This is a genomic window from Empedobacter falsenii (assembly GCF_013488205.1).
GTDB lineage: Bacteria > Bacteroidota > Bacteroidia > Flavobacteriales > Weeksellaceae > Empedobacter > Empedobacter falsenii_C.
In genome coordinates, this window is record NZ_CP040908.1 from 630,005 (window position 1) to 653,931 (window position 23,927).

Annotated in this window: 24 protein-coding genes; 17 read left to right on the plus strand and 7 right to left on the minus strand. The window is 31.2% G+C overall.

What is annotated here, in order from left to right:
* Window positions 1–80 precede the first annotated feature (80 nt).
* The 6 genes from FH779_RS03005 (at window position 81) to FH779_RS03030 (ending at window position 4,028) form a co-directional block, all read left to right on the plus strand.
* Window positions 81–749, plus strand: coding sequence for a sterol desaturase family protein (locus tag FH779_RS03005; RefSeq protein ID WP_114999224.1), 669 nt, complete (start codon window positions 81–83; stop codon window positions 747–749).
* 1 nt (window position 750) lies between these two features.
* Window positions 751–1,215 (plus strand): hypothetical protein, encoded by a 465-nt coding sequence (locus FH779_RS03010; protein ID WP_114999226.1) that lies wholly within the window; start codon window positions 751–753, stop codon window positions 1,213–1,215.
* A gap of 59 nt (window positions 1,216–1,274) precedes the next feature.
* Window positions 1,275–2,183: a M28 family metallopeptidase gene (locus FH779_RS03015; protein ID WP_114999229.1), complete on the plus strand. Its 909-nt coding sequence runs from the start codon at window positions 1,275–1,277 to the stop codon at window positions 2,181–2,183.
* 249 nt (window positions 2,184–2,432) lie between these two features.
* Window positions 2,433–2,951 (plus strand): DUF421 domain-containing protein, encoded by a 519-nt coding sequence (locus tag FH779_RS03020; RefSeq protein WP_114999233.1) that lies wholly within the window; start codon window positions 2,433–2,435, stop codon window positions 2,949–2,951.
* A 6-nt stretch (window positions 2,952–2,957) separates the two neighbouring features.
* Entirely contained in the window at window positions 2,958–3,527 is a 570-nt protein-coding gene (locus FH779_RS03025; protein WP_114999235.1) for a DUF1572 family protein, read from the plus strand.
* A 72-nt stretch (window positions 3,528–3,599) separates the two neighbouring features.
* Window positions 3,600–4,028 (plus strand): hypothetical protein, encoded by a 429-nt coding sequence (locus FH779_RS03030; protein WP_114999237.1) that lies wholly within the window; start codon window positions 3,600–3,602, stop codon window positions 4,026–4,028.
* A gap of 91 nt (window positions 4,029–4,119) precedes the next feature.
* Here the strand turns inward: FH779_RS03030 and FH779_RS03035 are convergent, their stop codons facing one another.
* The 3 genes from FH779_RS03035 to gcvP form a co-directional block, all read right to left on the minus strand.
* Window positions 4,120–4,362: a hypothetical protein gene (locus FH779_RS03035; protein WP_114999239.1), complete on the minus strand. Its 243-nt coding sequence runs from the start codon at window positions 4,360–4,362 to the stop codon at window positions 4,120–4,122.
* 47 nt (window positions 4,363–4,409) lie between these two features.
* Window positions 4,410–5,120 carry an aquaporin Z gene (aqpZ, locus tag FH779_RS03040; protein WP_114999241.1) on the minus strand — a complete coding sequence of 237 codons (711 nt, stop codon included), beginning with the start codon at window positions 5,118–5,120 and terminating at the stop codon, window positions 4,410–4,412.
* Between the two features lie 149 nt (window positions 5,121–5,269).
* Complete coding sequence (gcvP, locus tag FH779_RS03045; RefSeq protein WP_180906000.1) at window positions 5,270–8,125, minus strand: aminomethyl-transferring glycine dehydrogenase; 2,856 nt, start codon at window positions 8,123–8,125, stop codon at window positions 5,270–5,272.
* Between the two features lie 230 nt (window positions 8,126–8,355).
* On the opposite strand from gcvP, the gene hisE reads away from it, so the two are divergent.
* From hisE to FH779_RS03065, 4 genes are read left to right on the plus strand one after another with little or no spacing between them, the layout of a single operon-like run.
* A complete protein-coding gene (hisE, locus tag FH779_RS03050) occupies window positions 8,356–8,700 on the plus strand; it encodes a phosphoribosyl-ATP diphosphatase (RefSeq protein WP_180906001.1) in 345 nt (114 codons plus the stop codon).
* Window positions 8,701–8,718: 18 nt separating this feature from the next.
* Entirely contained in the window at window positions 8,719–9,495 is a 777-nt protein-coding gene (locus FH779_RS03055) for a M48 family metalloprotease (RefSeq protein ID WP_180906002.1), read from the plus strand.
* A gap of 16 nt (window positions 9,496–9,511) precedes the next feature.
* Window positions 9,512–10,192, plus strand: a complete 681-nt coding sequence (locus FH779_RS03060; RefSeq protein ID WP_180906003.1) for a TPM domain-containing protein — start codon at window positions 9,512–9,514, stop codon at window positions 10,190–10,192.
* Window positions 10,193–10,216: 24 nt separating this feature from the next.
* Window positions 10,217–10,489: a hypothetical protein gene (locus FH779_RS03065; RefSeq protein WP_038333836.1), complete on the plus strand. Its 273-nt coding sequence runs from the start codon at window positions 10,217–10,219 to the stop codon at window positions 10,487–10,489.
* A 146-nt stretch (window positions 10,490–10,635) separates the two neighbouring features.
* Here the strand turns inward: FH779_RS03065 and FH779_RS03070 are convergent, their stop codons facing one another.
* Window positions 10,636–11,037 carry a thiol-disulfide oxidoreductase DCC family protein gene (locus FH779_RS03070; RefSeq protein WP_038333840.1) on the minus strand — a complete coding sequence of 134 codons (402 nt, stop codon included), beginning with the start codon at window positions 11,035–11,037 and terminating at the stop codon, window positions 10,636–10,638.
* 72 nt (window positions 11,038–11,109) lie between these two features.
* Between FH779_RS03070 and FH779_RS03075 the strand changes: the two genes are divergently transcribed.
* Complete coding sequence (locus FH779_RS03075; protein WP_180906004.1) at window positions 11,110–12,498, plus strand: HTTM domain-containing protein; 1,389 nt, start codon at window positions 11,110–11,112, stop codon at window positions 12,496–12,498.
* Between the two features lie 42 nt (window positions 12,499–12,540).
* Window positions 12,541–13,044 carry a DUF2314 domain-containing protein gene (locus tag FH779_RS03080; RefSeq protein ID WP_114999247.1) on the plus strand — a complete coding sequence of 168 codons (504 nt, stop codon included), beginning with the start codon at window positions 12,541–12,543 and terminating at the stop codon, window positions 13,042–13,044.
* A 66-nt stretch (window positions 13,045–13,110) separates the two neighbouring features.
* Here the strand turns inward: FH779_RS03080 and FH779_RS03085 are convergent, their stop codons facing one another.
* Together FH779_RS03085 and FH779_RS03090 are read right to left on the minus strand one after the other, a co-directional pair.
* Window positions 13,111–13,542, minus strand: coding sequence for a DUF4844 domain-containing protein (locus FH779_RS03085; protein WP_180906005.1), 432 nt, complete (start codon window positions 13,540–13,542; stop codon window positions 13,111–13,113).
* A 10-nt stretch (window positions 13,543–13,552) separates the two neighbouring features.
* Entirely contained in the window at window positions 13,553–15,685 is a 2,133-nt protein-coding gene (locus FH779_RS03090) for a Tex family protein (RefSeq protein WP_180906006.1), read from the minus strand.
* Between the two features lie 362 nt (window positions 15,686–16,047).
* Between FH779_RS03090 and FH779_RS03095 the strand changes: the two genes are divergently transcribed.
* On the plus strand, window positions 16,048–16,470 hold the full coding sequence (locus FH779_RS03095) for an acyl-CoA thioesterase (protein WP_180906007.1): 423 nt from the start codon (window positions 16,048–16,050) through the stop codon (window positions 16,468–16,470).
* 54 nt (window positions 16,471–16,524) lie between these two features.
* Entirely contained in the window at window positions 16,525–17,730 is a 1,206-nt protein-coding gene (locus tag FH779_RS03100) for an RsmB/NOP family class I SAM-dependent RNA methyltransferase (protein WP_180906008.1), read from the plus strand.
* Between the two features lie 107 nt (window positions 17,731–17,837).
* Here FH779_RS03100 and FH779_RS03105 read toward each other — a convergent pair whose 3' ends face one another.
* Entirely contained in the window at window positions 17,838–19,991 is a 2,154-nt protein-coding gene (locus tag FH779_RS03105) for an OmpA family protein (protein ID WP_180906009.1), read from the minus strand.
* Window positions 19,992–20,280: 289 nt separating this feature from the next.
* On the opposite strand from FH779_RS03105, the gene FH779_RS03110 reads away from it, so the two are divergent.
* From FH779_RS03110 to mnmA, 3 genes are all read left to right on the plus strand, one after another.
* Window positions 20,281–21,147, plus strand: a complete 867-nt coding sequence (locus tag FH779_RS03110; RefSeq protein WP_180906010.1) for a cupin-like domain-containing protein — start codon at window positions 20,281–20,283, stop codon at window positions 21,145–21,147.
* A gap of 165 nt (window positions 21,148–21,312) precedes the next feature.
* Complete coding sequence (locus FH779_RS03115; protein WP_180906011.1) at window positions 21,313–22,629, plus strand: Na+/H+ antiporter NhaC family protein; 1,317 nt, start codon at window positions 21,313–21,315, stop codon at window positions 22,627–22,629.
* A 64-nt stretch (window positions 22,630–22,693) separates the two neighbouring features.
* Window positions 22,694–23,887 (plus strand): tRNA 2-thiouridine(34) synthase MnmA, encoded by a 1,194-nt coding sequence (mnmA, locus tag FH779_RS03120; protein ID WP_180906012.1) that lies wholly within the window; start codon window positions 22,694–22,696, stop codon window positions 23,885–23,887.
* Window positions 23,888–23,927: the final 40 nt, after the last annotated feature.

A 23,927-nucleotide genomic window follows, 5' to 3' on the forward strand; every position in this document is an offset into this window, starting at 1 on the left:
TTTTTAACAATTAATTTTTAGAGATTGTTTGTTTAAAATGTGTTAAAGCCTTATTTTTAAGTAAATTAAATTTTGTAACCATGAAATTTGAGAAAATACATAATAAAGGTCAAGCACAAATCTTCGAAAACAAATACCTCGAAATGTTGACAAAAGGTCATCCCGCAGTTATTTGGGGAATGTACATACCTCTACTTTCCTACTGTATTTATTATGGAATTTCTCGTTACGATTTATCTGCCTTGACAGTTATCTGCTTATTTTTTGGAGCGATGTTATTTTGGACATTGTTCGAATATTTTGCGCATCGTTATCTTTTTCATTGGACAGCTGAACAACCAAGTCTAAAACGAATTGTTTACATTTTTCACGGAAATCATCATCATTATCCGCGCGATAAACAACGTTTGTTTATGCCTCCAGTTCCTAGTATTCTTTTGGCGTCAATCATTTTCTTGATTCAATATTTAATTTTAGGTAAATATGCTTTTGCTTTTTTTCCTGGTTTTATGATTGGCTATTTATTGTATGCGTCTATGCATTATTTGATTCACGCTGTTGCGCCGCCTTTCAAGTTTATGAAACCACTTTGGCGCAATCATCATTTGCATCATTATAAAGACGAAGAATTAGGTTTTGGCGTTTCCAATACATTTTGGGATCGTATTTTCGGAACAATGTTCGACTTAAAGAATGAAAAAGAAGACAAAGAAAAAGTAAAAGAATTGATGTTTGAGAAGAAAAGTTAATATGAATAGTATCAAAACTATAATACTTTTATTGTTATTTTCTAATTTGCTTTTTGCTCAAGAAATAAAAGAAAATTTTTCTGCTGAATTAGTGGTTTTAAATGATGAAAATTTAAAAGAAATAATTACGAATATAAATCTTAATGATTATTGTATTAATAAAGGCTATGTTTGGTATTTAAATTATAAAAAAGATTATTTACAATTATCAAGTATTTCTAGATACAAACTTTATGGAATAAAGACTAATTATTATGCAACTATGATTAATAATAACCTTATTTTCATAAGATTAAATAAAGAAAATGATTCGATTTTTAAGAAGTTAGGATTTAAGATTAATTTAAATGATTTCAAATCAAATATAATCTCAACCGGACCTCATACTACTTCTTGGTATTTTAAAAAGGTAAATGAAAAAACAGAATTGGTAAAAGAAAATATCTTTCCATGTGTTTATAATTAGATGTTTGAGAAGAAAAGTTAATTTTTCGTATCTTCCGTCAAATTAAGCTCACACAGAAAATGAAAAAATATACTTTACTTGCAATTGGATTACTTGCATTCAATCAATCAAACGCGCAATATTCTAAAGAAAATCAAAAGAAATATGTCGAAGAATTAGCTTCTGATGCTATGCAAGGTCGAAAATTTGGAACACCCGAAAATCGATTGGCTGCTGAATTGATTGCTGAAAAATTCAAACAAAATAAATTAAAACCTTGTGTTGGTGATTCATATTTAATCGAATTTGAATATAAAGGGAAAACGGGACAAAATGTTTGCGGAATCAAAGAAGGTAAATCGTCTGATATTTACGCTGTAGGTGCGCATTTTGATCATGTTGGAACAGATGACAAAGGCGATGATAAAGTTTTTAATGGAGCAGATGATAATGCGAGTGGAACTTCGGCTGTAATGGCTTTGTCTGATTATTTCAAAAATAAAAAAGTTAAACAAACCATGATGTTTATGGCTTTTGATGCTGAAGAAATTGGATTAATTGGTTCTAAAATGTTGGTAGAAAATACAGATTTTCAGTCTTATTTACCAAATATGAAAGTGATGTTAAATTTAGAAATGATTGGAACTGTTTCTGCTTTTGGCGAAGGAAAAGTGTATATGACAGGTAGCGATCGTTCGGATTTGATGAATTTGATGAACAACAATTCGACTAGAACATTCAAAGTCGAAAACGATCCTTATTTACAACAACAATTATTTTATCGTTCGGATAATGTAAATTTTGTAAATCATAAAGTGGTATCGCATGCGCTTTCTTCTGTAAACATGGAAAATCAACATCATTATCATCAAAAAAATGATGAAGTTTCGGTGATTAATTTCGAAAATCTATCAGAAATTACGCAAGGAATTGGACATTCTTTATACGAAATGATGAAGAAAAATATTCAACCAAAATATAACGATTAATGGATAAAGCAATTAATATTGTTAGTATTGCAGTTATTGTAATTTTATTGTTAGCGTTTTTATCAGAAAAATTTTTCCCAATAAAAGGTCTTGAATTGTTTTATGAGAAAAAGTTTTATCTCGCAATTATTTATTTAATTTTAAGAGTTTCCAGAATTTATATTCTTCGAAAATCAAAATAAATTTTTAAATCCGTTCCAATTTCAGAACGGATTTTTTAGTACCTTTTATTTACCTTAAAATAAATGTATGGAAGGTTATTTAGGAATCGTTTTGCGCTGTATTTCGGTGTATTTTTTTATGTTAATTGCACTTAGAATTTTTGGTAAACAACAATTATCGCAATTAAATACAGCAGATGTTATTTTGATTTTATTGATTAGTAATGCTGTTCAAAATGCTATGGTTGGTTCAGATTCGAGCTTGCAAGGTGGATTGATAGCAGCTTTTGTATTGTTTCTTTTAAATTTTATTGTCAAAAAGATACTGCTAAAGAATAAATTTTTAGGAAACTTAATTGAACAAAAACCTGAAATTTTAATCCGTAATGGAAAAGCTGATTTTACGATGTTGTGCAAATTGGGAATTAATTCGGAAGAATTGAACGAAGCAATGCGCGAACATGGTGTGGAACATATCAAAGATGTGAAATTGGCGATGATGGAGATTGATGGAAATATCTCAATTGTGACAACGGATAAAAATCAATTTAAGGAAACACATTATAAACGCAAACATAATCACAAAAATTTACAAGGAACCAATTAACAAAATATGGAAAATAATTTAGTAAACGGGATTATCAAACAATTCCAGTATTATAAACAATTGGGAGAGAAAACATTTTCGCAATTAACAGATGAAGAATTGTTTTGGCAATACAATGAAAACTCAAATAGTATTGCGATTATCGTGAATCATCTTTCAGGAAATATGTTGTCGCGTTGGACTGATTTTTTGACAACAGATGGTGAAAAAGAGTGGCGAAATCGTGATGAAGAATTTGAAGATACAATCAAAACTAAAGAACAACTTTTAGAGAAATGGGAGAAAGGTTGGAAGTGTTTGTTTAATGCTTTAGCACAAATCAAAACGGATGAAGATTTAGAACAAATCATCTATATCCGAAATGAAGGACATACAGTAATAGAAGCCATTAATCGTCAATTGGCGCATTATCCATATCATGTTGGTCAAATTGTTTTTATAGGAAAGTTAATAAAAGATAATAAATGGAATTCACTTTCAATTCTAAAGAATAAATCTTCAGACTATAATCAAATTAAATTTTCTACAGAGAAAAAGACACAACATTTTACAGATGAGTTTTTGAAAGAAGAATAATTAAATAATACTTTGACGCAACCTTTTTATGATTAATTATCTTATTAGAAATTAAACTAATAAAATAACATTATGAAAGCAATTTTAAAAGTAGCATTTTGTACATTTTCTATTTTTGCATTTTTTGGATGTCAAAATGATGATTACTCTAAAAATAACAATGTAGATAAAGAGTTGAATGGAGTTTGGAATTTAGATAAAACATATGGATTTTACCCTGATCAAGCTTTTATTCAACATGAAAAAGGAAAAGTTATTTGGGAATTTAATACTTCGACAAATAAATTAAGTGTTGTTAATCATGTAGATGAAACTGCTGGAATTGTAACTGGTAATTATGATTTTTATACTTCTAAAGAAAAACTAAATGATAAAATAGAGTATAAAATTTTATATGTTGAAAATAAGAAACAAGGTGATTTTTATAAAATTGCTGGAGATTCATTAGTAATTAATTACGGAAGTGATTTAGATGGATATATTCTTGTATTCAAAAAATAAATCAGCAGGTTACAATCAAACGAAGTTTTCGGCAGGTAAGAAAACACAGCATTTTACAGATGAGTTTTTGAAAAAAAATAATAACAACTAACTAATGGATATGTTCTCTTGTTTTTAGAATTTCTTTTACATTTTTATAAGCTTGCTTCCAATTATCCGATTGTTTATAGTAAATAGTTTTTTTATCTACTATTTCAGGATTGTTAATCATATCAGATTTTTCAAATGATTGTTCACAAGTATGTAGTTTATGTAGATAAGCTAATAATTGTTTTGTATTCATTTTTTCTAATTCGTCAATTGATAAAACATTTGGTTTTCTATTTTTTGACATTTTAATATTTTATTAAAAAAAAAGCTCCATTCGGAGCTTTTCAGGTTTTATGCTAAATTTTCTTCTTTCTGTAGAAGTGTTTTATAAATTAATCCACCTACAATTGCGCCTGTAATAGGCGCAACCCAGAATAGCCATAATTGTATTAAAGGTTCGCCCCGTACAAAAATAGCTTGTGATGTAGAACGGGCTGGATTTACAGATGTGTTAGTGATTGGAATAGAAATTAAGTGAATTAACGTTAAGGCCAATCCAATTGCGATTCCAGCAAATTTTCCGTTTGCAAATTTGTCTGTCGCACCTAAAATAACAATTAAGAAGAAGGCTGTTAAGACAAATTCAATTAAAAAAGCAGATAACATACTGTAACCATGTGGTGAAAATGCGCCATATCCATTGGAAGCAAATGCTCCAGCTTTGGTATTGTCAATAGCGAAATTTGCATTTCCCGAAGCGATTAAGTATAATACTCCAGCAGCAGCAATTGCTCCTAATACTTGCGAAATAATGTAAGGAAATAATTGTTTTCCGTCAAATCGTCCTCCAGCAAATAAACCGAAAGAGACAGCAGGGTTGAAATGTCCTCCAGAAATATGACCAACTGCGTAAGCCATTGTTAGTACAGTAAGACCAAATGCTAATGCAACACCAGCGTAACCAATTCCTAATTCGGGAATACCAGCCGCAAAGATTGCACTACCACAACCTCCGAAAACTAACCAAAAAGTACCGAAAAACTCGGCAGCATAATTTTTCATAAATGTTTTAATATTAAAAGTTTAGTTGGAATGAATTTAAGAAAATTTTAAGAAATAAAAACATTTTAAACATTTAAATTATTTCAATAAAAAAATCGCTCCGATTTCTCAGAGCGATTTGTATTTATAATATATTCTTTCTAGAATAATTAATCCATATAAGCCTCAATAGGAGCACAAGTACAGATTAAGTTACGATCTCCGTAAGCATCATCAATACGAGAAACAGATGCAAAGAATTTACGTTCGCGAACCCATTCTGCTGGATATGCAGCTTTAGAACGAGAGTAAGGATATTCCCACTCGTCTGCCGTAATCAAGTGAATTGGGTGAGGCGCGTTGTGTAATACGTTGTTATCAACTGGATAATCTCCGTTTGCAACCTCATCAATTTCTTGACGAATAGAAATTAACGCATCACAAAAACGATCTAATTCTGCTTTGTTTTCAGATTCTGTTGGCTCAACCATCAATGTTCCAGCAACTGGGAAAGATACTGTTGGCGCATGGAATCCATAATCAATCAAACGTTTTGCGATATCCGTTACTTCGATACCAGCTTTTTTGAACGGACGACAATCTAAGATAAATTCGTGTGCCACTACATTGTTTCCATTTGTATATAAAATATCAAAATGCTTCTCTAAACGAGTTTTCATGTAATTAGCATTCAAGATTGCACCTTGTGTCGCTTTCAATAAACCTTCTGCACCTAACATTAAAATGTAAGAGTAAGAAATAGGTAAAATGAACGCAGAACCATAAGGAGCCGCAGCGAATGTATTTGTCGCTTCTTTTCCTCCAGTTTCGATTAATGGAGAAGATCCTAAGAAAGGCGCTAAATGTGCTTTTACACAGATTGGTCCTACACCAGGTCCTCCACCTCCGTGAGGAATAGCGAATGTTTTGTGTAAGTTAAGGTGACAAACGTCTGCACCAATGTTTCCTGGAGAAGTTAATCCAACTTGCGCATTCATGTTTGCACCGTCCATATAAACTTGACCTCCGTATGCGTGAATCATTTCAGTAACTTCTTCGATATTGCTATCAAAAGCACCATACGTTGATGGATAAGTAATCATCAATGCAGCTAAGTTATCTTTGTGTTTTTCACATTTTTCTTTCAAGTCAACTAAATCTGTTTCACCAGATTCTAAGTTCTTCACAACAACAACTTGCATTCCCGCCATTGCAGCAGAAGCAGGGTTAGTTCCGTGAGCAGATTGTGGAATTAAAGCAACATTTCTGTGTCCTTCTCCCCTTGCTTCAAAGTAAGAACGGATTACCATCAATCCTGCATATTCTCCTTGCGCACCAGAATTTGGTTGTAAAGAAGTTGCATCAAAACCTGTGATTACAGCTAAATAATCTTCTAAGTTTTGGATTAATGTTTGGTAACCTTCTACTTGATCTTTTGGAGTGAAAGGGTGTACATTCCCCATTCTTTCCCAAGACATGTGCAATAATTCTGTTGCAGCATTCAATTTCATTGTACAAGAACCTAATGCAATCATCGATTGGTTAAGAGCCAAATCTTTACGCTCTAAACGCTTGATGTAACGCATTAATTCTGTTTCTGTATGATATAAATTGAAGTTTTCGTGTGTTAAGAAATCAGAAGTTCTGATTAAATCTTGAGGTAAATAAGAATCATCTACTTCAAATTCGAAACCATCTTCTGTATTTTTAATTGTTGCAAAAACACTTAAAATTTCGAAAATATCTTCTTCAGAAGTCATTTCATCAATTGTGATTGAAATTTTTCCGTTCTCGAATCCATTTACATTAATTTCTTCTTCTGCAAAAATCTTTACAATTTCGTCTGAGTTTTCAACTTCAATTTGAATTGTATCGAAGAAATTAGTATTTACTAATTTAAATCCTAAATGCTCTAAACCTCCGTGTAAAACAGCTGCTTTAGTATGAATTTGATCAGCGATATATTGTAAACCGTCTTTTCCGTGGTAAACCGCGTAGAAAGAAGCCATAACCGCTAACAATACTTGTGCAGTACAAATATTAGAAGTCGCTTTTTCACGTTTGATGTGTTGCTCACGTGTTTGTAAAGCCATACGTAACGCATAGTTTCCTAAACGATCTTGAGAAACTCCAATAATACGCCCTGGAATTACACGTTTGTATTCTTCTGTACAAGATAAGAAAGCTGCGTGCGGTCCACCGTATCCCATAGGAACACCAAAACGTTGAGAAGTACCAATTGCGATATCAGCTCCCCATTCACCTGGAGGTGTTAATAATGTTAAAGCTAATAAATCTGTTGCAACAGCAACTTTTACATTAACTGCATTTGCTTTTTCTACAAATGATCTATAATTATTGATTTGTCCTCCTTTCCCGATGTATTGTACAATCGCTCCGAAGAATTCTTCTGTTAATTCAGTCGTTTCAAAGTTTCCAACAACTAATTCAATTCCTAAACCGTGTGCTTTCGTTTCTAAAACCGCTACAGATTGAGGGAATAAATTATCTGCTACAAAAAATTTGTTGACATTGTTTTTCTTTTGATCACGAGAACGAGATTCAAATAACATGTGCATTGCTTCACCACATGCAGTACCTTCGTCTAATAAAGAGGCATTTGCGATAGGTAAACCTGTTAAATCAGAAATAACAGTTTGGAAATTTAATAAAGCTTCTAAACGTCCTTGCGCAATTTCCGCTTGGTATGGTGTATAAGCTGTGTACCAACCAGCATTTTCTAATACATTACGTTGAATTGGCGCTGGTAAAATTGTACCATAATATCCATATCCAAGATAATTTTTTACTTTTTTATTTTTTGAAGCGATTTCAGCTAAATGATTAATAGCTTCAAATTCTGATAAAGCTTCTGGTAAATCCAAAGCATTTTTCAATCGAATGTTCTGAGGAACTGTTGCCTCAATTAAAGAATCAATAGAATCTTTCCCAATTACAGAAAGCATTTCAGCTGCTTGCTGCGCATTGTTTCCAATATGTCTAATGGAAAAATCGTTTGTGTTCATTGTGTTTGCGCTATGTTTATTTTCGCGTAAAAATACGTTTTTTTATCTTAAAATAAAAGTGAATAACAATGTTAAAAATTAATTGAATGAATAGATTAGAATTTTATTTTTTTAGAAATAAATGTGAATAAAATCTTTCTTTTTTTTCAAAAAATAGTAATATTGGCAATAGAATTGAGATAAATAATTCGGTAGAATTTCTTAAATTTATTCTACGTTTAAAAAAATCTATGAAAACAAACGATTTTATGGAACTTAATGAAAATACTTCTGAAGTCAAAGAAGCGAAAAAATTTCCATTCTTAAAGAAATTGGAAATAATGATGGAAGAGGCGAAATTAGAGGATGCGAAAAAATCTAAAATGAAACGTGTTCATAAAAAAGGTAATTCTCAAATCGCTAAAAAAATGGGAGAAGAAGCTGTAGAAATGGTTATTGCTTCGGAACAAGATAACGACGAAAACTTTTTAGAAGAATCGGCAGATGTTTTCTTTTATTACCTAATGGCGCTACATGCACGTGGTTTTGAATTGAAAGATGTTTTGGAGATTTTAAAGAAAAGGCATAAAAAATAATTAACACCTTACACTGATATGCAAAAGGGCGGAACGTCGATAAAATTAATAATTGCGGCAGCAATTGTTATTTTTTCTGTTATAAAATATTTTTCTTCTTCTGAAGTCAATGAAATTACAGGCGAAAAGCAATATATTTCATTAACCAAAGATGACGAAATTGCGATGGGAATTAATTCGGCTCCGCAAATGGCACAAGAGTTTGGTGGACTATCTCGAAATGCTCAATACCAGGAGCTTGTAAAACGAGTAGGCGCGAAAGTTGTTAATAATAGTGATGCACATAAAACGAATTATCCATTTCAGTTTTATGTGTTAGCAGATAATCGAACTGTAAATGCTTTTGCATTGCCTGGTGGACCAATTTTTATTACCGAAGCCTTATTGACGCGTTTGCAAAACGAAGATCAATTGGCTGGAGTTTTGGGACACGAAGTTGGTCATGTTATTGCGCGTCATAGTGCAGAACAAATGTCGAAACAAGAGCTTTCGCAAGGAATTGCAGGAGCGGCTGGTGTTGCAGCTGGAGATGCAAATTCGGCTTATTATGCGCAAGTTGTGGCAAATATGGTGAACATGAAATATGGTCGAGATGATGAATTGGAGTCTGATGATTTGGGCGTTCGATTTATGATTCAGGCAGGATATAATCCAGAAGCATTGATTGGTGTAATGGATATTTTGGAAGAAGCTTCAGGAGGAAGCCAAGTTCCAGAATTTCAGAGTACGCATCCATCGCCATCAAATCGTCGCGAAAAAATAAAAGCTGCTATAGAGAAATATAGAAATCAGTAGATTTTAATTCGTTGTAATGATAAGAAAAATACTTTTATCAGTTCTTTTATTTACAAATATTACATTTTCTTATGCTCAAGATTATGGTCAAATTAGCAAAGAAATTTGTAAATCAATTACAAAAGATCAATCATTATCAGGAAAAATAAAATTCTTAGATTTTAGAGATTTTATAAAAACGGATGCGGATAAATTTTTAATATCAGATGTAAATGTCTTTCAGTTCAATTTACAAAAGAGTTTGATTAAAAATTGTACTGAATTTTCTTTTATAGAGAATTACTCTTTGGTTCCCTTTTCAAATATTGTTGATTTAGAAAAAGTCTTTAATAGAGAAGATTTAGCAAAACTTGAAAAACAATTAAAGGAAATTCAAAAGACCAATCGTTTTCAGTTATTTATAATTTCTACGGATGATTATTTTCCAAATGAAAATATAACAGATTATTCATTTTCAATCCTTAATAACAATAGTTCTGATCGATTTCAAAAGGGAAATATGATAATTGTGTTTAATTTAAAATCAAGAGAAGTTAGAATTTCGACGAATGATATTGCTCGAAATATAATTTCTGACGATTTTTCTCAAAAGCTAATTGATGAGGTAGTTGTTCCAAACTTTAGTGAGGAAAAGTATTTTAAAGGAATCAATGAAGCTATTGTAAAAATTAATGAAAAAATAGTTGTAGAAGATTAAATAATTTAAACAGAGGTTAATAAAATGAAAGTACATTTTTCATTCCTTGAAGTTTTATATCTTGCTCAAGTCATTTGTTGTTTTTTATTTATTAAATACACAGATGGATTAGGCTATATGCAAGGAAATGATTTTTATTATACTTCCCAATTACAATCTTCTGGAGGTGAAGATGAAGTTTCAATTTATAGTTTAGGATTGATAACAATACTATTTTTATTCATTAGCATTCTTTCAAAAAGGAAATATAGAGTATTATCATTTTATTTGTTGTTTGCTTATTTTTCGCTTTTTTAATTCAAATGGGAGAAATAGATTCAACAATATTAAATGGAAACTTTGTTCTCTTGATAATTGTAGTAATAAACCTTTTATTGACTTTTTATTTTTGGGTAATTCTTTTTAAGAAGATTAAAAACTATTTGAATCAAGAAGTTTAAAACTTAATCTAAAAACTTCGCTTTCAATTCTGGAGAGGGAAGCCAACAACTTTCTTGTTTTCCAAACCAACGATAACGATTTTTCGCAATAAAACTATAAACCACATCGCGCAAAGGCTTTGGAACAATCATAAAAATAGTCAACCACGAAGTTATTCCGTCCAAATATTTAGCAATTTTTAGCGCAGCAGATGATTTGGTATAAAATTTATCATCTTCAATAAAAACGATAGAATCAAATTGAGCGGCATCCAAATTATTTTCTTTCAAAAAATTTTGTCCAAAATCAGATTGTAATGAAGCAAACTGAAATTGATTTTTATTGTCATGTTCAATCACAAACTGAACAGATTGATTGCATAAATTGCAAATTCCATCAAACAAAATAATTTTCCTCGTTTTCATACAATAAATATACGCTAAAAGTAGCTAAACTCTAAAGGTTATTTTTAAATTAGCCAAAATTAACAATCAATCATGTTTAGCGAATATTTATTCCGAAAAGTTGATAATTCTCCACTTGTAATTTTCCGAATAATCTTTGGTTTATTAATTGTTGCAGAATGTTGGGGAGCCATTTTTACAGGTTGGGTACAAACAAATTTTGTTGAACCGCACATTACATTTTCGTTCATCGGATTCGAATGGACCAATGTTTTCTTGGGACAAAATATGATTTATTTGTATGTACTCATGGGAGTTTTAGGCTGGTTTATCGTATTTGGTTTTGCTTACCGATTTTCTATTATCGTATTTTCGATTTTATGGTCGTTGACGTATTTCATGCAAAAAACAAGCTACAACAACCATTATTATCTGTTTATGCTAGTTTCGTGGATGATGACAATAATTCCTGCACATCATTTCTTTTCGATTGATAGTTTGATTTTCCCGAAAATAAAACGTCTAACCATGCGCAATTGGGTACCAACTTTATTCATTATTCAGTTGTTGATAGTATACACTTTTGCCGCTTTTGCGAAGATTTATCCAGATTGGTTTAACGGTGTTTTTTTACAAATGAAATTCCATGAATATGGCGATTTATTGACGACAAAATATAATCTTGTTGGTTTAGGAAAAGTTGTAAGTAGTTTAGAGTTTGCACAAGTGTTTGCTTGGGGTGGTTTCTTTTTTGATTTATTGATTATTCCTGCAATGTTGATGAATAGAACGCGCGGAATTGCTTTTAAATGTGCTGTAGCCTTTCATATTTTCAATTCAGCAGTTTTCGGGATTGGGATATTTCCTTTCTTTGCTTTGGCAATGTTAATTTTCTTTTATGATCCCGTTAAGATTCAGGAAGTTGTTTTTCCTAAAAAATCATTTATGATGGATCGTTCAGATGATGATAATTTATTGACAACTCGTCGTGTCATGTTCTCTTATTTGATGTTTTTCTACGTAGTTTGGCAAATATATTTACCTGTTCGCCATTACTTTATTCCCGGAAATGTTTTTTGGACAGAGGAAGGTCATCGCATGGCTTGGCGAATGATGTTGCGTAATAAAGCGGGTGAAGTTGTGGTATATGTTTCGAAACCAGATCCACAGAAAAAAGGTAAATTCTTGAAACGCGAGAAAGTAGATTTGACTAAATATCTAACCTTTAAACAAATGTCAAAAATGGCGGTTAGCCCAGATATGATGTGGCAATTTGCACGTTATGTAAAATATGATTATGCGAAAAATGGTGTGAAAGATGTCAAAGTTTTTGTGGATGCAAAAGTTTCTGTCAATGGTAGCGATTATTATCAATTTACAAATCCAAATTACAATTTAGCTTATACAACTTGGAGTTATTTTGGTCATCAAAAATGGATTCAGCCAACACCAAAAGAGTTGAATTTATCTTATTTTGAATAAATTTATGTAACTTTATAGGACAACAATCAAAGAAATACAATTATGAAATATACATTATTCGCAATAGCTTTTTCGGTTTTATTATTTTCTTGTGGTAATAAGGAAGATAATGGAGTAAGTGCTTACAAAGGTTTGGATAAGCAAAAGCAAGAACAAAAAGATTTGGATAGTATTGGGAAGGAAGCGCAACAAACGTTTGATGATTTCAAATTGGCGTTGTCGATGAAAGATACAACGACAACTAATTTTATTGTCAAACAAATGTATGATATTCCGAATGCGACACAAAAAGAGCATATTTGGATTCGTGATGTATATTCGGACAACGATCAATTAAAAGGAATTGTGGACAACGTTCCACAATACACAAAATTGGTTAAACACAATGATACAATTGTGATAGATCCAACTAAATTATCAGATTGGATGTATTATAAAGGTGATAAAATGATTGGTGGATTTACAATAAAATATATGCGTAGTAAAATGACTGATGCGCAGAAAAAAGAGTTTGATAAACAATATAAAGTAAAATTTGAGGATTAATTTCTGCTCAGAAAATAATAAAATCAAAAAGGCAATCTTTCGTTAGATTGCCTTTTAATTTTGAAATTATTTTTTTGTTGGATCAAAACCATAAACATAATTATTGAGAAGTCCGTTTGAACTTTCTAATTCAACTATATCCATTAATTCTTCGATATAATTTGCAACTCTTGTTCGATTTTCTGTGTCTAAATCATATTTTTCAATCGTTTTTAAACTACTTTCAATTGCTTTAAGATAAAAATCGCTACTGGGATTTTTACTACTTTGAATAGATTCGAATGTTTTAGCAAGCTTATTTATTTCTTTTGTCAAATTAGATTGAATGTTTTTATCCTCTAACCCAGGATAAAACAGAGATTCATCTTTATTAAACTTATCTTTTTGAGTAAATTCTGTAAACATTTTTTGAGAATCTTTGTTAATCGTTTTCTCTTGAGCACAAGAAAAAATACTTAAATTAAATAGTACAAAATATAGAATTGAAATTGTCTTCATATTATTTTCCTTAATCAATCAAAGACAATTGAATTTTACGTTTTTCTGTGTCAATTCCAATTACGGTTACTTCAATTTGTTGACTCAAATGTACTTTTGAATTCACATCTGAAATAAATTCATTCGAAATTTTAGAAATATGAATCAAACCATTTTCTTTAATTCCTATATCTACAAAACAACCAAAATTGGTAATATTGTTGATAATTCCAGGAACTTTCATTCCCAATTGCAAATCTTCGAATTTCTTTAATCGTTGATCAAAACTAAAAACTTTGGCTGTAGAACGTGGATCTAAACCAGGTTTCTCGAGTTCCTTTTTAATATCTTCTAAAGTTGGTAAACCTACTTTTTCGGTAATATATTTAGTTAAATCAAGTTGATTAATCAATTCTTTATTCTGAATTAAATCTTTCAAATCGACTTTCAAATCTTTTGCCATTTTCTCTACAAGAGCATACGATTCTGGATGAACAGCAGAATTATCTAACGGATTTTTTGCATTCGGAATTCGTAAAAAAGCAGAAGCTTGCAAGAATGCTTTTTCGCCCAAACGAGGAACTTTTAGTAACTCTTTTCTCGAATTAAATGCACCATTTTCGCTTCGATATTCTACAATATTTTCAGCTATTTTTTCGCCAATTCCAGCGACATAATTTAGCAAATGTTTACTTGCCGTGTTCAGATTTACACCAACTTTGTTCACACAGAAAGAAACAACATCATCCAACTCATTTTTCAATAAAGTTTGATCGACATCATGTTGATACTGACCAACTCCAATCGATTTTGGCTCTATTTTTACCAATTCTGCCAAAGGGTCTTGTAAACGACGACCTATATAAACAGCACCGCGAACGGTAACATCTTTATCTGGAAATTCGTCGCGGGCAATTTTAGAAGCCGAATAAACCGAAGCACCAGCTTCATTCACAACAAAAACTTTTAGTGGACGATCAAATGCAATGTTCTGTACCAAATTTTCTGTCTCGCGAGAAGCCGTTCCATTTCCTATTGAAATTGCATCAACATTATAAGCATTGACAAGTGATTTTAGTTTTTTGATAGCTTGCGTTTTTTCATTTTGTGGCGCATGTGGATAGATGTTTTCGTTGTGCAACAAATCACCTTGTTCATCTAACACTACAACTTTACATCCCGATTTGTAACCTGGATCTATTGCCAAAATTCTTTTTTCTCCCAAAGGTGGTGCTAAAAGCAATTGATTTAAGTTTTTCGAAAAAACATTGATTGACATTTCATCTGCTTTTTGTTTTGCCTCTTTCAACACTTCATTTGAGATTGAAGGAGCTAAAAGTCGTTTGTACGCATCTTTTATCGCTTCTTCAATAACCCAAGAAACTTCTGGTTGAATAGATTTGATCAATGTATACTCCAAAAATTTGAAAGCTTCTTTTTTATCAATTGATACATTTACTTTCAAGAAATTTTCATTTTCCCCACGTAAAATAGCTAATAATCGATGTGAAGCAATTTTTTTCAATGGCTCCTCATATTCAAAATAGTTTGAATATTTAGCCGAATCTTCATCGTCTATTTTAGATTTGACCAATTTACTTTCAATCAATGCAGATTTTTTGAAAATATCTCGTAATCGATGACGCACATACTCATTTTCATTGATCCATTCCGCAATAATATCTTGCACACCTGCAAAAGCATCTTCGATACTTGTTACATCTTCATTCAGATATTTTTTTGCTAAATCATCTAAATCAGGAATATTATTTTGTTTCATGATGATTTTCGCCAAAGGCTCTAAACCTTTTTCTTTCGCAATGGTCGCACGTGTTTTTTTCTTCTTTTTATAAGGAAGATATAAATCCTCTAATTGAACCAAATCAAAACTTTTCTGAATACGTTGTTGTAATTCATTATTCAATTGATTTTGTTCTTCTAATGTTTTTAAAATAAATTCTTTTCGAGAAACAATTTCATTGAATTGATTTTGCAGTTTTTTTATAGCAGAAATTTGAACCTCATCAAGATTTCCAGTGACCTCTTTTCTATATCTTGCAATAAAGGGTATGGTGTTATCCTCATTCAAACAATTTACTGTATTGTTGATTGATTTTTCTGAAATAGAATTAAGATGTTGATGAATGTATTGAATCAAATTCATGTTAAAAGTTTGGTCTTGCAAATTACTATTTTTCACAAACATAAAAAATAGCATGTTTTATTTATATAGGTCGTATTTAATAGAGTGCTTTTTTTATATAATAATCTAATATTTAGAGTTTTTAATATCAGTCTTATTTTAAATAAAAAAGAATAATAAAAATTTTCTAAAAAGTTTTGGTGTTTATTAAATTATTTCTAAATTTGACCTTAGGTAGTAGAGAGTAAGATTGATTTTTTTTAATGTTAAATTTATACTTACTAGTGTAAGTTTTTTTAAAAATCAATTGGGTTTAAGCTGAGGAGCTTAAACCCGTTTTTTTTTATACAACTTTCTTATCTTTGAGCAAATATATCTACAAAATGGCTCGTATAAAATTAGATTTTTCAGACAAATTTTTATTTTCAACAATAATACCAGTACGCATAACTGATCTCAATTATGGAAATCATTTGGCAAACGATAAAGTATTGTCCATTATACATGAATCGCGAATTCAGTTTTTTCAACATTATGGCTATTCGGAATTAGATTTTGGAGGTGTAAGTGTGATTATGGGTGATGTTGCGATTGAGTATAAAAATCAAGCTTTTTATGGTGATGAATTGTTGATTGAGATTGGTGTGCAAGATTTTTCGCGTGTTAGTTTTGATGTAATCTATAAAATTTCTACAAAAGATAAATTAATTGCAAAAGCGAAAACAGGAATTGTGACCTTCGATTATAAGCAAAATAAAGTGGTTGAGGTTCCTCAAAAGATAAAAGATCTTTTTGAAGTTGTATAATCTTATAAATTAATTACGCTAATCATTTAAGTCTTTGTAAATTTGCACCGAGTTATGAAGATTTTACCATATAAAAATTTATTTGTCGGAATTACCGACACATTGCAACAAATTTTCTTCGAAGGAAAATATGCAGATAAAGAAGTTGAGCGAACATTGAAATCGAATAAGCAATGGGGAGCGCGCGATCGTGCTTTTATTGCCGAAACGGTTTACGATTTAGTTCGTTGGAAACGTTTGGTTGAAGGGGCAATGAGCCGTCCGCTTTCTCCTGATACAATTTGGGAGTTTGTTGGAACTTGGTTTGCTTTAGATCCAGAGCAAACGTTACCAAAATGGGAAGAATTTCAAAAAATCTATCCAAAAGAAGTCTTGAAAAGACATCACAATTCGTCTAAAAATATTGCGGTTGCAGAATCGTATCCAGATTGGATGTTCGAGTTAGGAGAGAAGTCGTTGGGAAATCGTTGGTTAGATGAAGTGCATGCAATGAACTCGCAAGCACCAACAGTTTTACGTGTGAATTCCTTGAAAACAGACCGTAAAACATTACAAAAAGCGTTGAAGGAGCGTAGAATAAAAACGAAAGTTTTATCGAAATATCAAGATGCTTTAGAGCTTGAAGAGAAAACAAATATTTTCCGTACAGATGAATTTCAGAATGGTTGGTTTGAAGTTCAAGACGCAGGATCGCAATTGATTGCGCCTTATTTACGTGTTCAGCCAGGAATGCGTGTGGTAGATGCTTGTGCTGGTGCCGGAGGAAAAACATTGCATTTAGCTGCTTTGATGGAAAACAAAGGGCAAATTATTGCAATGGATTTGTACGATTGGAAATTGAAAGAATTGAAACGTCGTGCAAAACGTAACAATGTTCAGAATGTACAAACAAAGGTGATTGAAGCAAAAACAATCAAGCGTATGGAGAATTCTGCTGATCGCTTATTGATTGATGCACCTTGTTCTGGAATGGGAGTTTTGAAACGTAATCCTGATGCAAAATGGAAATTAAGACCAGAATTTATTGACGAAATTTTAGCAACGCAAGAAAAAATCTTAGCTGATTATTCTAAAATTATTAAAGTTGGTGGAATGATGGTTTATGCAACTTGTTCTATTTTACCACAAGAAAATGAGCAACAAGTAGAAAAATTCTTGAAAAATCATCCAAATTATAAAATGGTTTCAGATAAAATGCATTATCCATCTCAAACTAATTATGATGGATTTTACATGGCTTTGATCGAAAGAATTTCGTAAGCTAATAATTATATAAGATACAAAACCTCGAATTTATTCGAGGTTTTTTGTTTTATATAAATATGAATGAAATCCAAGTATGATTAATAACTCATCATTTATAATTACTAATTAATCCTAAACCTCACTCGTCTATTCTCAAAATTTTTCCAATCAATACAATTTGAGGCAGGATTACATTCTTTGTGTTTCAAGTCTGAAAAACCTTTAGAAGAAATTGAAAATCGATTTTTATTCAAGCCTTTTTCTACCAAATAATTCAAAACCGCATTTGCTCTTCGTTGTGATAAATCGAAATTGTAAGATTCAGTTCCAACTGCGTCTGTGTGACCTTCGATGATAAAATGATGTGATGGATTTCGTTTCATAATTGCAACAACTTCATTCAATTTTGGATAATCAATCGCTCTGATTTCAGCTTTATCAAAATCAAATTCGACTGTTTCCATTAAATAATTGGAATAATCTTGAACATAATTTCCAATCTTTTTATCACTCAAATTACTTTCAGGACAACCATTTCCAAAACGATTTCCTTTTATATAAGGACATTCGTCTTCGATATCCATCACGCCATCTCCATCTGTATCATAATCATTGTTGTAATTTTCTACATTTCCTTCTTGAATCAATAAATTATAAGGTGTTGAGATGTTAAATTCAGTTCCAATTTTCTCAATTTCTTTTCGATATCGTCCATCTTTTTTGCACATTTCACCGCAACGTTCTTCATCTTTTAAGAGATAATCGATCTTTTGTTTTGCCCAATAAAACTTAATTGCTTCTGTAAATTCACTTGTATTTGGTTGTTTAATCTCAAAGTTTTGAGTGAAATTTTGGTCGGATTGATTGCCAATAATTTCGATTTTTTTTGGATAACGACGATTACAATCGCGCGAAACAAAATTGACCGAATTTTGAGCTAAATACGTATTGAAATTCTTCGGAAACGTTTCGTTGAGGTTGATTTGGGATGATTGAACTTTTAGGTGATAAATAGAAGAATTCAAAACAGCTTGCTGAAATTGAGCTGTTTTTTGATTCAATTCTTTTGGATCATTGACTGTAATCGGAAGCGTTCCTGTCGCTAAGCTAATAAAATTCATCGCTTGATAATCCAATTCTTTTCCAATTCCTAAAGTTATAAATTGTGTGTCTTTTGCATAATTTCGAAGTGAATTGTAAACAGTTTCATTCAAATTCATCGCTCCATCCGATATAATTGCGATGATTCTTTTATAGTTTTTATCAAAAGGATTTTTCTGAATTTGCTCTATTGCTTCATCCAGTAATTTTTCGCCAATTCCATTCAAGGAATTAATTTTTTTTAAAGCTAAATTGATGTTTTCTTTGGTTGAAAATTGAGATTCTTTAAAAACTAATTCATTTTTTGTCGAATAAATCAGCACATTAAATTTATCTGTTTCGTTCAAATTTGGAAGAAGTTGATTCATAAATTTTTTGGTGGTTTCAATTGGTTGATTCATCATTGATCCAGAAGCATCTAAAACAAACAAAAATTCTCGAGGGGCATTAAAATTTGAATTACTTTTCCCAGGATTTATTGTTCCTAAAATATAATCGCAACCATTTTCAGTAAATGTTTCAATTCCAGTTTGTAGCTCATTTTTTGTATAAGCATATTGAAGAGTTGGAATCTTTTTATCCGAATTTTTTGAAACATAATTTCGATCATTTTCCTTTGAAAACTTTAAATCAGAAACAATTTTTGAAATTGGAAAATTTCCAGAAAGATGAATGTTTGAATTTATGTTTTTCGGAAAACCATTCAATTGATTGTTCCAACGATGAATTTGCGTAAAAGATTCTGTTCGTTTAACGATAAATTCTGGAAACGAAACTTGATAATTCAAACTATTTTCTTCAACAATTTTCGAAACTTTTAGCTGAATTTTAATTATTGCATTCGCAGGAATTTTTCCTAAATCTAATTGTAAAACTTGATTGTTTTGTTGATTTTTAAAAATAGTTGAAGCGTCAATATTTTTCAACTCTTTTCGAATATCTACAATTGATTTGGATTGAATTTCAAAAATTTTATCATTTACAAAAGCTTTTAATTCGTATACATTTTGAGAAGCTTGATAAGGGTAAATAAATTTAGCCGAAATATTTTCCGAAGAATTGTTCTGAAAAGTAAAAATATGACTCAAATTTCCCAATAAATGATTAAAACTGTAGTTGTTTTCGAGAGAAATTGCTTCTATTTTTTCAAAATCTTCCTCATTTTTAAGTTCCAAATACGGAAAAATTTGCTGTGCACAACAAAATGTATTCAGTAGAATAAAAAAGATGGGAAAAAATAGATTTTTTGCGTTCAACGAATCAATTTTAAAAATTCAATGTAAAGATAATGAAAGAATTGATGTGTTTTCTATCATCAGTTATTGTAAAGTTTAATGTATATTTAATAAATTATCAAATCAGAAATAATTATTCAATCATATCTAAAAAAGATTGGTTTAATAATTGCATCGTTCAGATTTAACAAAAAAGTTAAGTAAATTTGCACTTTATTTTACATAAAAGATGAATTTTAATTTCACAGAAGTTGAAAGAGTAGAAAGTATTTCTGCAAAAGATTTTCAGAAATATTACGTTAAACCTCAAAAACCAGTTGTAGTAGAGCGAATTACAGAGGATTGGCCTGCGTACGAAAAGTGGAATTTTGAGTATATAAAACAAGTTGCTGGCGACAAGGTTGTCCCTTTATATAATAATGATCCGGTTGATTATACGAAGAAAGTAAATGAACCAGTTGCAAAGATGAAAATGTCTGAATATGTGGATTTGTTGCAAAGTGAACCGACAGATTTGCGTATATTTTTGTATAATTTGATGAGTCAAGTTCCGCAATTGCAACAAGATTATAAAATGCCAGATTTGGGTTTGAATCTTTTCAAATCGATGCCAATGTTATTTTTTGGAGGTGAAGGATCGAATGTTTTTATGCATTATGATATCGATTTAGCGAACATTTTGCATTTTCATTTTGCAGGAAAAAAACGTTGTATTATTGTTCCGCCAGAGGATTCGAAATACATGTACAAAATTCCGCATTCGGTAATTTGTAGAGAAGATATTGACTTTGATAATCCAGATTTTGATAAATGGCCAGCGCTGAAAAATATCAATCCTATGGTTGCTGATTTAAAACACGGAGAAATGCTTTATATGCCAGAAGGTTGGTGGCATTACATGAAATATTTGACGCCAGGTTTTTCGATGAGTTTGCGTTCGTTAGCGCATAAACCAAAGCATTTATCAGAAGCTATTTATAATGTTTTTTTGATGCGTACGTATGATAATATTATGCGAAAAATAAAAGGTCAGGCTTGGATTCTTGAAAAAAATGAGCGCGCAATTACACAAACAAATAAATTAATTGCGAAATAAAAATACAGTTTTTAGAAAAATTTTCTAAATGAAGGAATGTCTATCGAAAGATGTTCCTTTTTTTATTCTACTGTCCTAAAAACTTATAAATCAATAAATATTTGATTTTCATGTTTTAAAATTTCGATAGATATTTGCAGAATATTTTTCTGAATTTTTAGTAATATGATCATAAAAAAAGGAAATTTTTGGGCTTTATTGCCTTTAATCATTTTCATACTTGTCTATTTTTCGGCATCTATTTATCTAAACGATTTTTACTCCGTTCCAGCATTGGTTGTTTTCATGTTGGCGCTCGTAATTGCATTTGTTCAATTCCCTAAGGTTTCATTTCATACGAAAGCCGAGGCTTTTTGTAAGAATGCAGGTGAAGAAACCATTATGTTGATGATTTTAATTTTTCTTCTCGCTGGAGCGTTTGGAAGTTTAGGGTCTACAATTGGTGCTGTAGAATCAACAGTTAATTTATTCTTGAATTACCTTCCAGCTTCCTTTATTGTAGCAGGATTCTTTTTGTTGTCTTGCTTTATATCGACGGCTTTGGGCACATCGGTTGGAACAATTGTAACCGTTGCGCCGATTGCAGTACAAATGGATAAAATGATTCCAGGTTCTATGCCAATTTTGTTAGGAGCAGTGGTTGGTGGAGCAATGTTTGGCGATAATTTATCGTTTATTTCTGATACAACAATTGCTGCAACACGCACGCAAGAAGTTAGTATGAAATCTAAATTTAAAACTAATTTTCGAATAGTAGTTCCAGCAGCTATTGTTTCGACGATTATATATTTTTCACTTTCTCAACATTTTGACACAACCAATTTTCAAGGAAAACAGTTAGATTTTGACTTGATTTTAATCTTACCTTATCTATTAGTTTTTGGACTTGCAATGTCTGGAATTAATGTGATTTGGGCTTTAATTGTAGGAATTCTATCGTTTCTTGGAATTGGTTTGTTCTATTCAGGTGTTCCTTTACTAGACTTAGTTTCTTCTATTAATGAAGGTTTCAAAGGAATGTTTGAGTTGAGTATTATTTGTTTAATCATTGGCGGAATTGTAGGAATTATTCGTCTAAATGGTGGATTAGATTTTATCATTTATCATCTAACCAAAAATATCAAAACAAAACGTCAAGCTGAGATGAGTATTGCGTCGCTTACAGCTTTAGCAAATGCTTGTTTGGCAAATAACACGATTACTATTTTGATTTGTGGTAAAATAGCAAAAGACATTTCTGATCATCACGATTTAGAAGGTAGACGCGTGGCGAGTATTTTGGATACAGTTTCATGTTTTGTACAAGGGATTTTACCTTATGGAGCACAAGTTTTGGCAGCTGTTGCTGCTGCAAATACAATTTCAAGTGCAACAAAAGTTTCTTCTGTTGATGTATTATCTAACTTATATTATCCGTTTTTAACAGGAATTTGTACCCTTATTTTTATCTTATTTTTTCAGCCAAAATCATTTAAAAAATAGATTGATGTAGGATAATCATTCGTCGGATATTATTTTATAACTTTGTAGACTGAAATTTTTTAAGATGAAAAGAGTTGTCGTAGGACTTTCTGGAGGAGTAGATTCAAGTGTTACAGCCTATTTGCTAAAAGAGCAAGGTTATGATGTGATCGGATTATTTATGCGTAATTGGAACGATGCATCGGTAACGTTGGAAGATGAATGCCCATGGATAGAAGATAGTGCAGACGCTTTGTTGGTAGCTAAAAAATTAGATATTCCTTTTCAGGTAATTGATATGTCTGATTCGTACAAAGAACGTATTGTAGATTATATGTTCAATGAATACGAGCAAGGAAGAACACCAAATCCTGATGTGTTATGTAACCGAGAAATTAAGTTCGATTTGTTTTTGAAAACAGCTTTAGAACTAGGAGCAGATTACGTTGCAACAGGACATTATGCACGAAAAACTTCTACAATTGATGAAAATGGAAAAGAGATTTTTCAATTGTTAAAAGGTAATGATAACAATAAAGATCAATCGTATTTCTTGTGTCAATTGTCGCAAGATCAATTAAGCAAAGCATTATTCCCAATTGGAGATATAGAAAAACCAGAAGTAAGAAGAATTGCACAAGAGCAAGGCTTGGTTACAGCGAATAAGAAAGATTCGCAAGGTTTATGTTTTATTGGAAAAGTTAGTTTACCCGAATTTTTGCAACAACAATTAAAACCAAAAGAAGGTGTAATTGTAGAAATAGCCAAAGATTGGAACGGATATAAAAGAGAAATTCCAACTTTTGCAAATAAATATGAAGCATTAGATTTCGAAGCAAAAGGTTTCTCATATAAACAAGAAGACGGAGAAATTGTAGGTAAACATCAAGGTGCGCATTATTTCACTCGCGGTCAACGAAAAGGATTGGGAGTTGGAGGAAAAGTAGAACCTTTGTTTATTATTGATACAGATGTAGAGACAAATGTTATTTACACAGGTCAAGGTGCTGATCATTCAGGTTTGTTGAAGAAAGCATTGTTTATAAAAGAGGAAGAAGTACATTGGGTTCGCGAAGATTTAACTTTGAAAACCGATGAAACAATGGAAGTGATGGCGCGTATTCGTTACCGTCAACCTTTGCAAAAAGCAATTTTACACAAAGCTGAAAACGGAATGTATGTTGAATTTGAAAATCCTCAATCTGCGATTACAGAAGGTCAATTCTGTGCGTGGTATGTTGATGACGAACTTTTAGGTTCTGGTGTTATTAATAATTAAAAATATAAATATCATTATTATATTGAAACGCTCAAGATTT

Excerpts from the sequence above, each read along its gene's own strand:
- FH779_RS03005 (WP_114999224.1), top strand. The coding sequence starts at position 81 with ATGAAATTTGAGAAAATACATAATAAAGGTCAAGCACAAATCTTCGAA.
- FH779_RS03010 (WP_114999226.1), top strand. The coding sequence starts at position 751 with ATGAATAGTATCAAAACTATAATACTTTTATTGTTATTTTCTAATTTG.
- FH779_RS03015 (WP_114999229.1), top strand. The coding sequence starts at position 1,275 with ATGAAAAAATATACTTTACTTGCAATTGGATTACTTGCATTCAATCAA.
- FH779_RS03020 (WP_114999233.1), top strand. The coding sequence starts at position 2,433 with ATGGAAGGTTATTTAGGAATCGTTTTGCGCTGTATTTCGGTGTATTTT.
- FH779_RS03025 (WP_114999235.1), top strand. The coding sequence starts at position 2,958 with ATGGAAAATAATTTAGTAAACGGGATTATCAAACAATTCCAGTATTAT.
- FH779_RS03030 (WP_114999237.1), top strand. The coding sequence starts at position 3,600 with ATGAAAGCAATTTTAAAAGTAGCATTTTGTACATTTTCTATTTTTGCA.
- FH779_RS03035 (WP_114999239.1), bottom strand. The coding sequence starts at position 4,362 with ATGTCAAAAAATAGAAAACCAAATGTTTTATCAATTGACGAATTAGAA.
- aqpZ (WP_114999241.1), bottom strand. The coding sequence starts at position 5,120 with ATGAAAAATTATGCTGCCGAGTTTTTCGGTACTTTTTGGTTAGTTTTC.
- gcvP (WP_180906000.1), bottom strand. The coding sequence starts at position 8,125 with ATGAACACAAACGATTTTTCCATTAGACATATTGGAAACAATGCGCAG.
- hisE (WP_180906001.1), top strand. The coding sequence starts at position 8,356 with ATGAAAACAAACGATTTTATGGAACTTAATGAAAATACTTCTGAAGTC.
- FH779_RS03055 (WP_180906002.1), top strand. The coding sequence starts at position 8,719 with ATGCAAAAGGGCGGAACGTCGATAAAATTAATAATTGCGGCAGCAATT.
- FH779_RS03060 (WP_180906003.1), top strand. The coding sequence starts at position 9,512 with ATGATAAGAAAAATACTTTTATCAGTTCTTTTATTTACAAATATTACA.
- FH779_RS03065 (WP_038333836.1), top strand. The coding sequence starts at position 10,217 with ATGAAAGTACATTTTTCATTCCTTGAAGTTTTATATCTTGCTCAAGTC.
- FH779_RS03070 (WP_038333840.1), bottom strand. The coding sequence starts at position 11,037 with ATGAAAACGAGGAAAATTATTTTGTTTGATGGAATTTGCAATTTATGC.
- FH779_RS03075 (WP_180906004.1), top strand. The coding sequence starts at position 11,110 with ATGTTTAGCGAATATTTATTCCGAAAAGTTGATAATTCTCCACTTGTA.
- FH779_RS03080 (WP_114999247.1), top strand. The coding sequence starts at position 12,541 with ATGAAATATACATTATTCGCAATAGCTTTTTCGGTTTTATTATTTTCT.
- FH779_RS03085 (WP_180906005.1), bottom strand. The coding sequence starts at position 13,542 with ATGAAGACAATTTCAATTCTATATTTTGTACTATTTAATTTAAGTATT.
- FH779_RS03090 (WP_180906006.1), bottom strand. The coding sequence starts at position 15,685 with ATGAATTTGATTCAATACATTCATCAACATCTTAATTCTATTTCAGAA.
- FH779_RS03095 (WP_180906007.1), top strand. The coding sequence starts at position 16,048 with ATGGCTCGTATAAAATTAGATTTTTCAGACAAATTTTTATTTTCAACA.
- FH779_RS03100 (WP_180906008.1), top strand. The coding sequence starts at position 16,525 with ATGAAGATTTTACCATATAAAAATTTATTTGTCGGAATTACCGACACA.
- FH779_RS03110 (WP_180906010.1), top strand. The coding sequence starts at position 20,281 with ATGAATTTTAATTTCACAGAAGTTGAAAGAGTAGAAAGTATTTCTGCA.
- FH779_RS03115 (WP_180906011.1), top strand. The coding sequence starts at position 21,313 with ATGATCATAAAAAAAGGAAATTTTTGGGCTTTATTGCCTTTAATCATT.
- mnmA (WP_180906012.1), top strand. The coding sequence starts at position 22,694 with ATGAAAAGAGTTGTCGTAGGACTTTCTGGAGGAGTAGATTCAAGTGTT.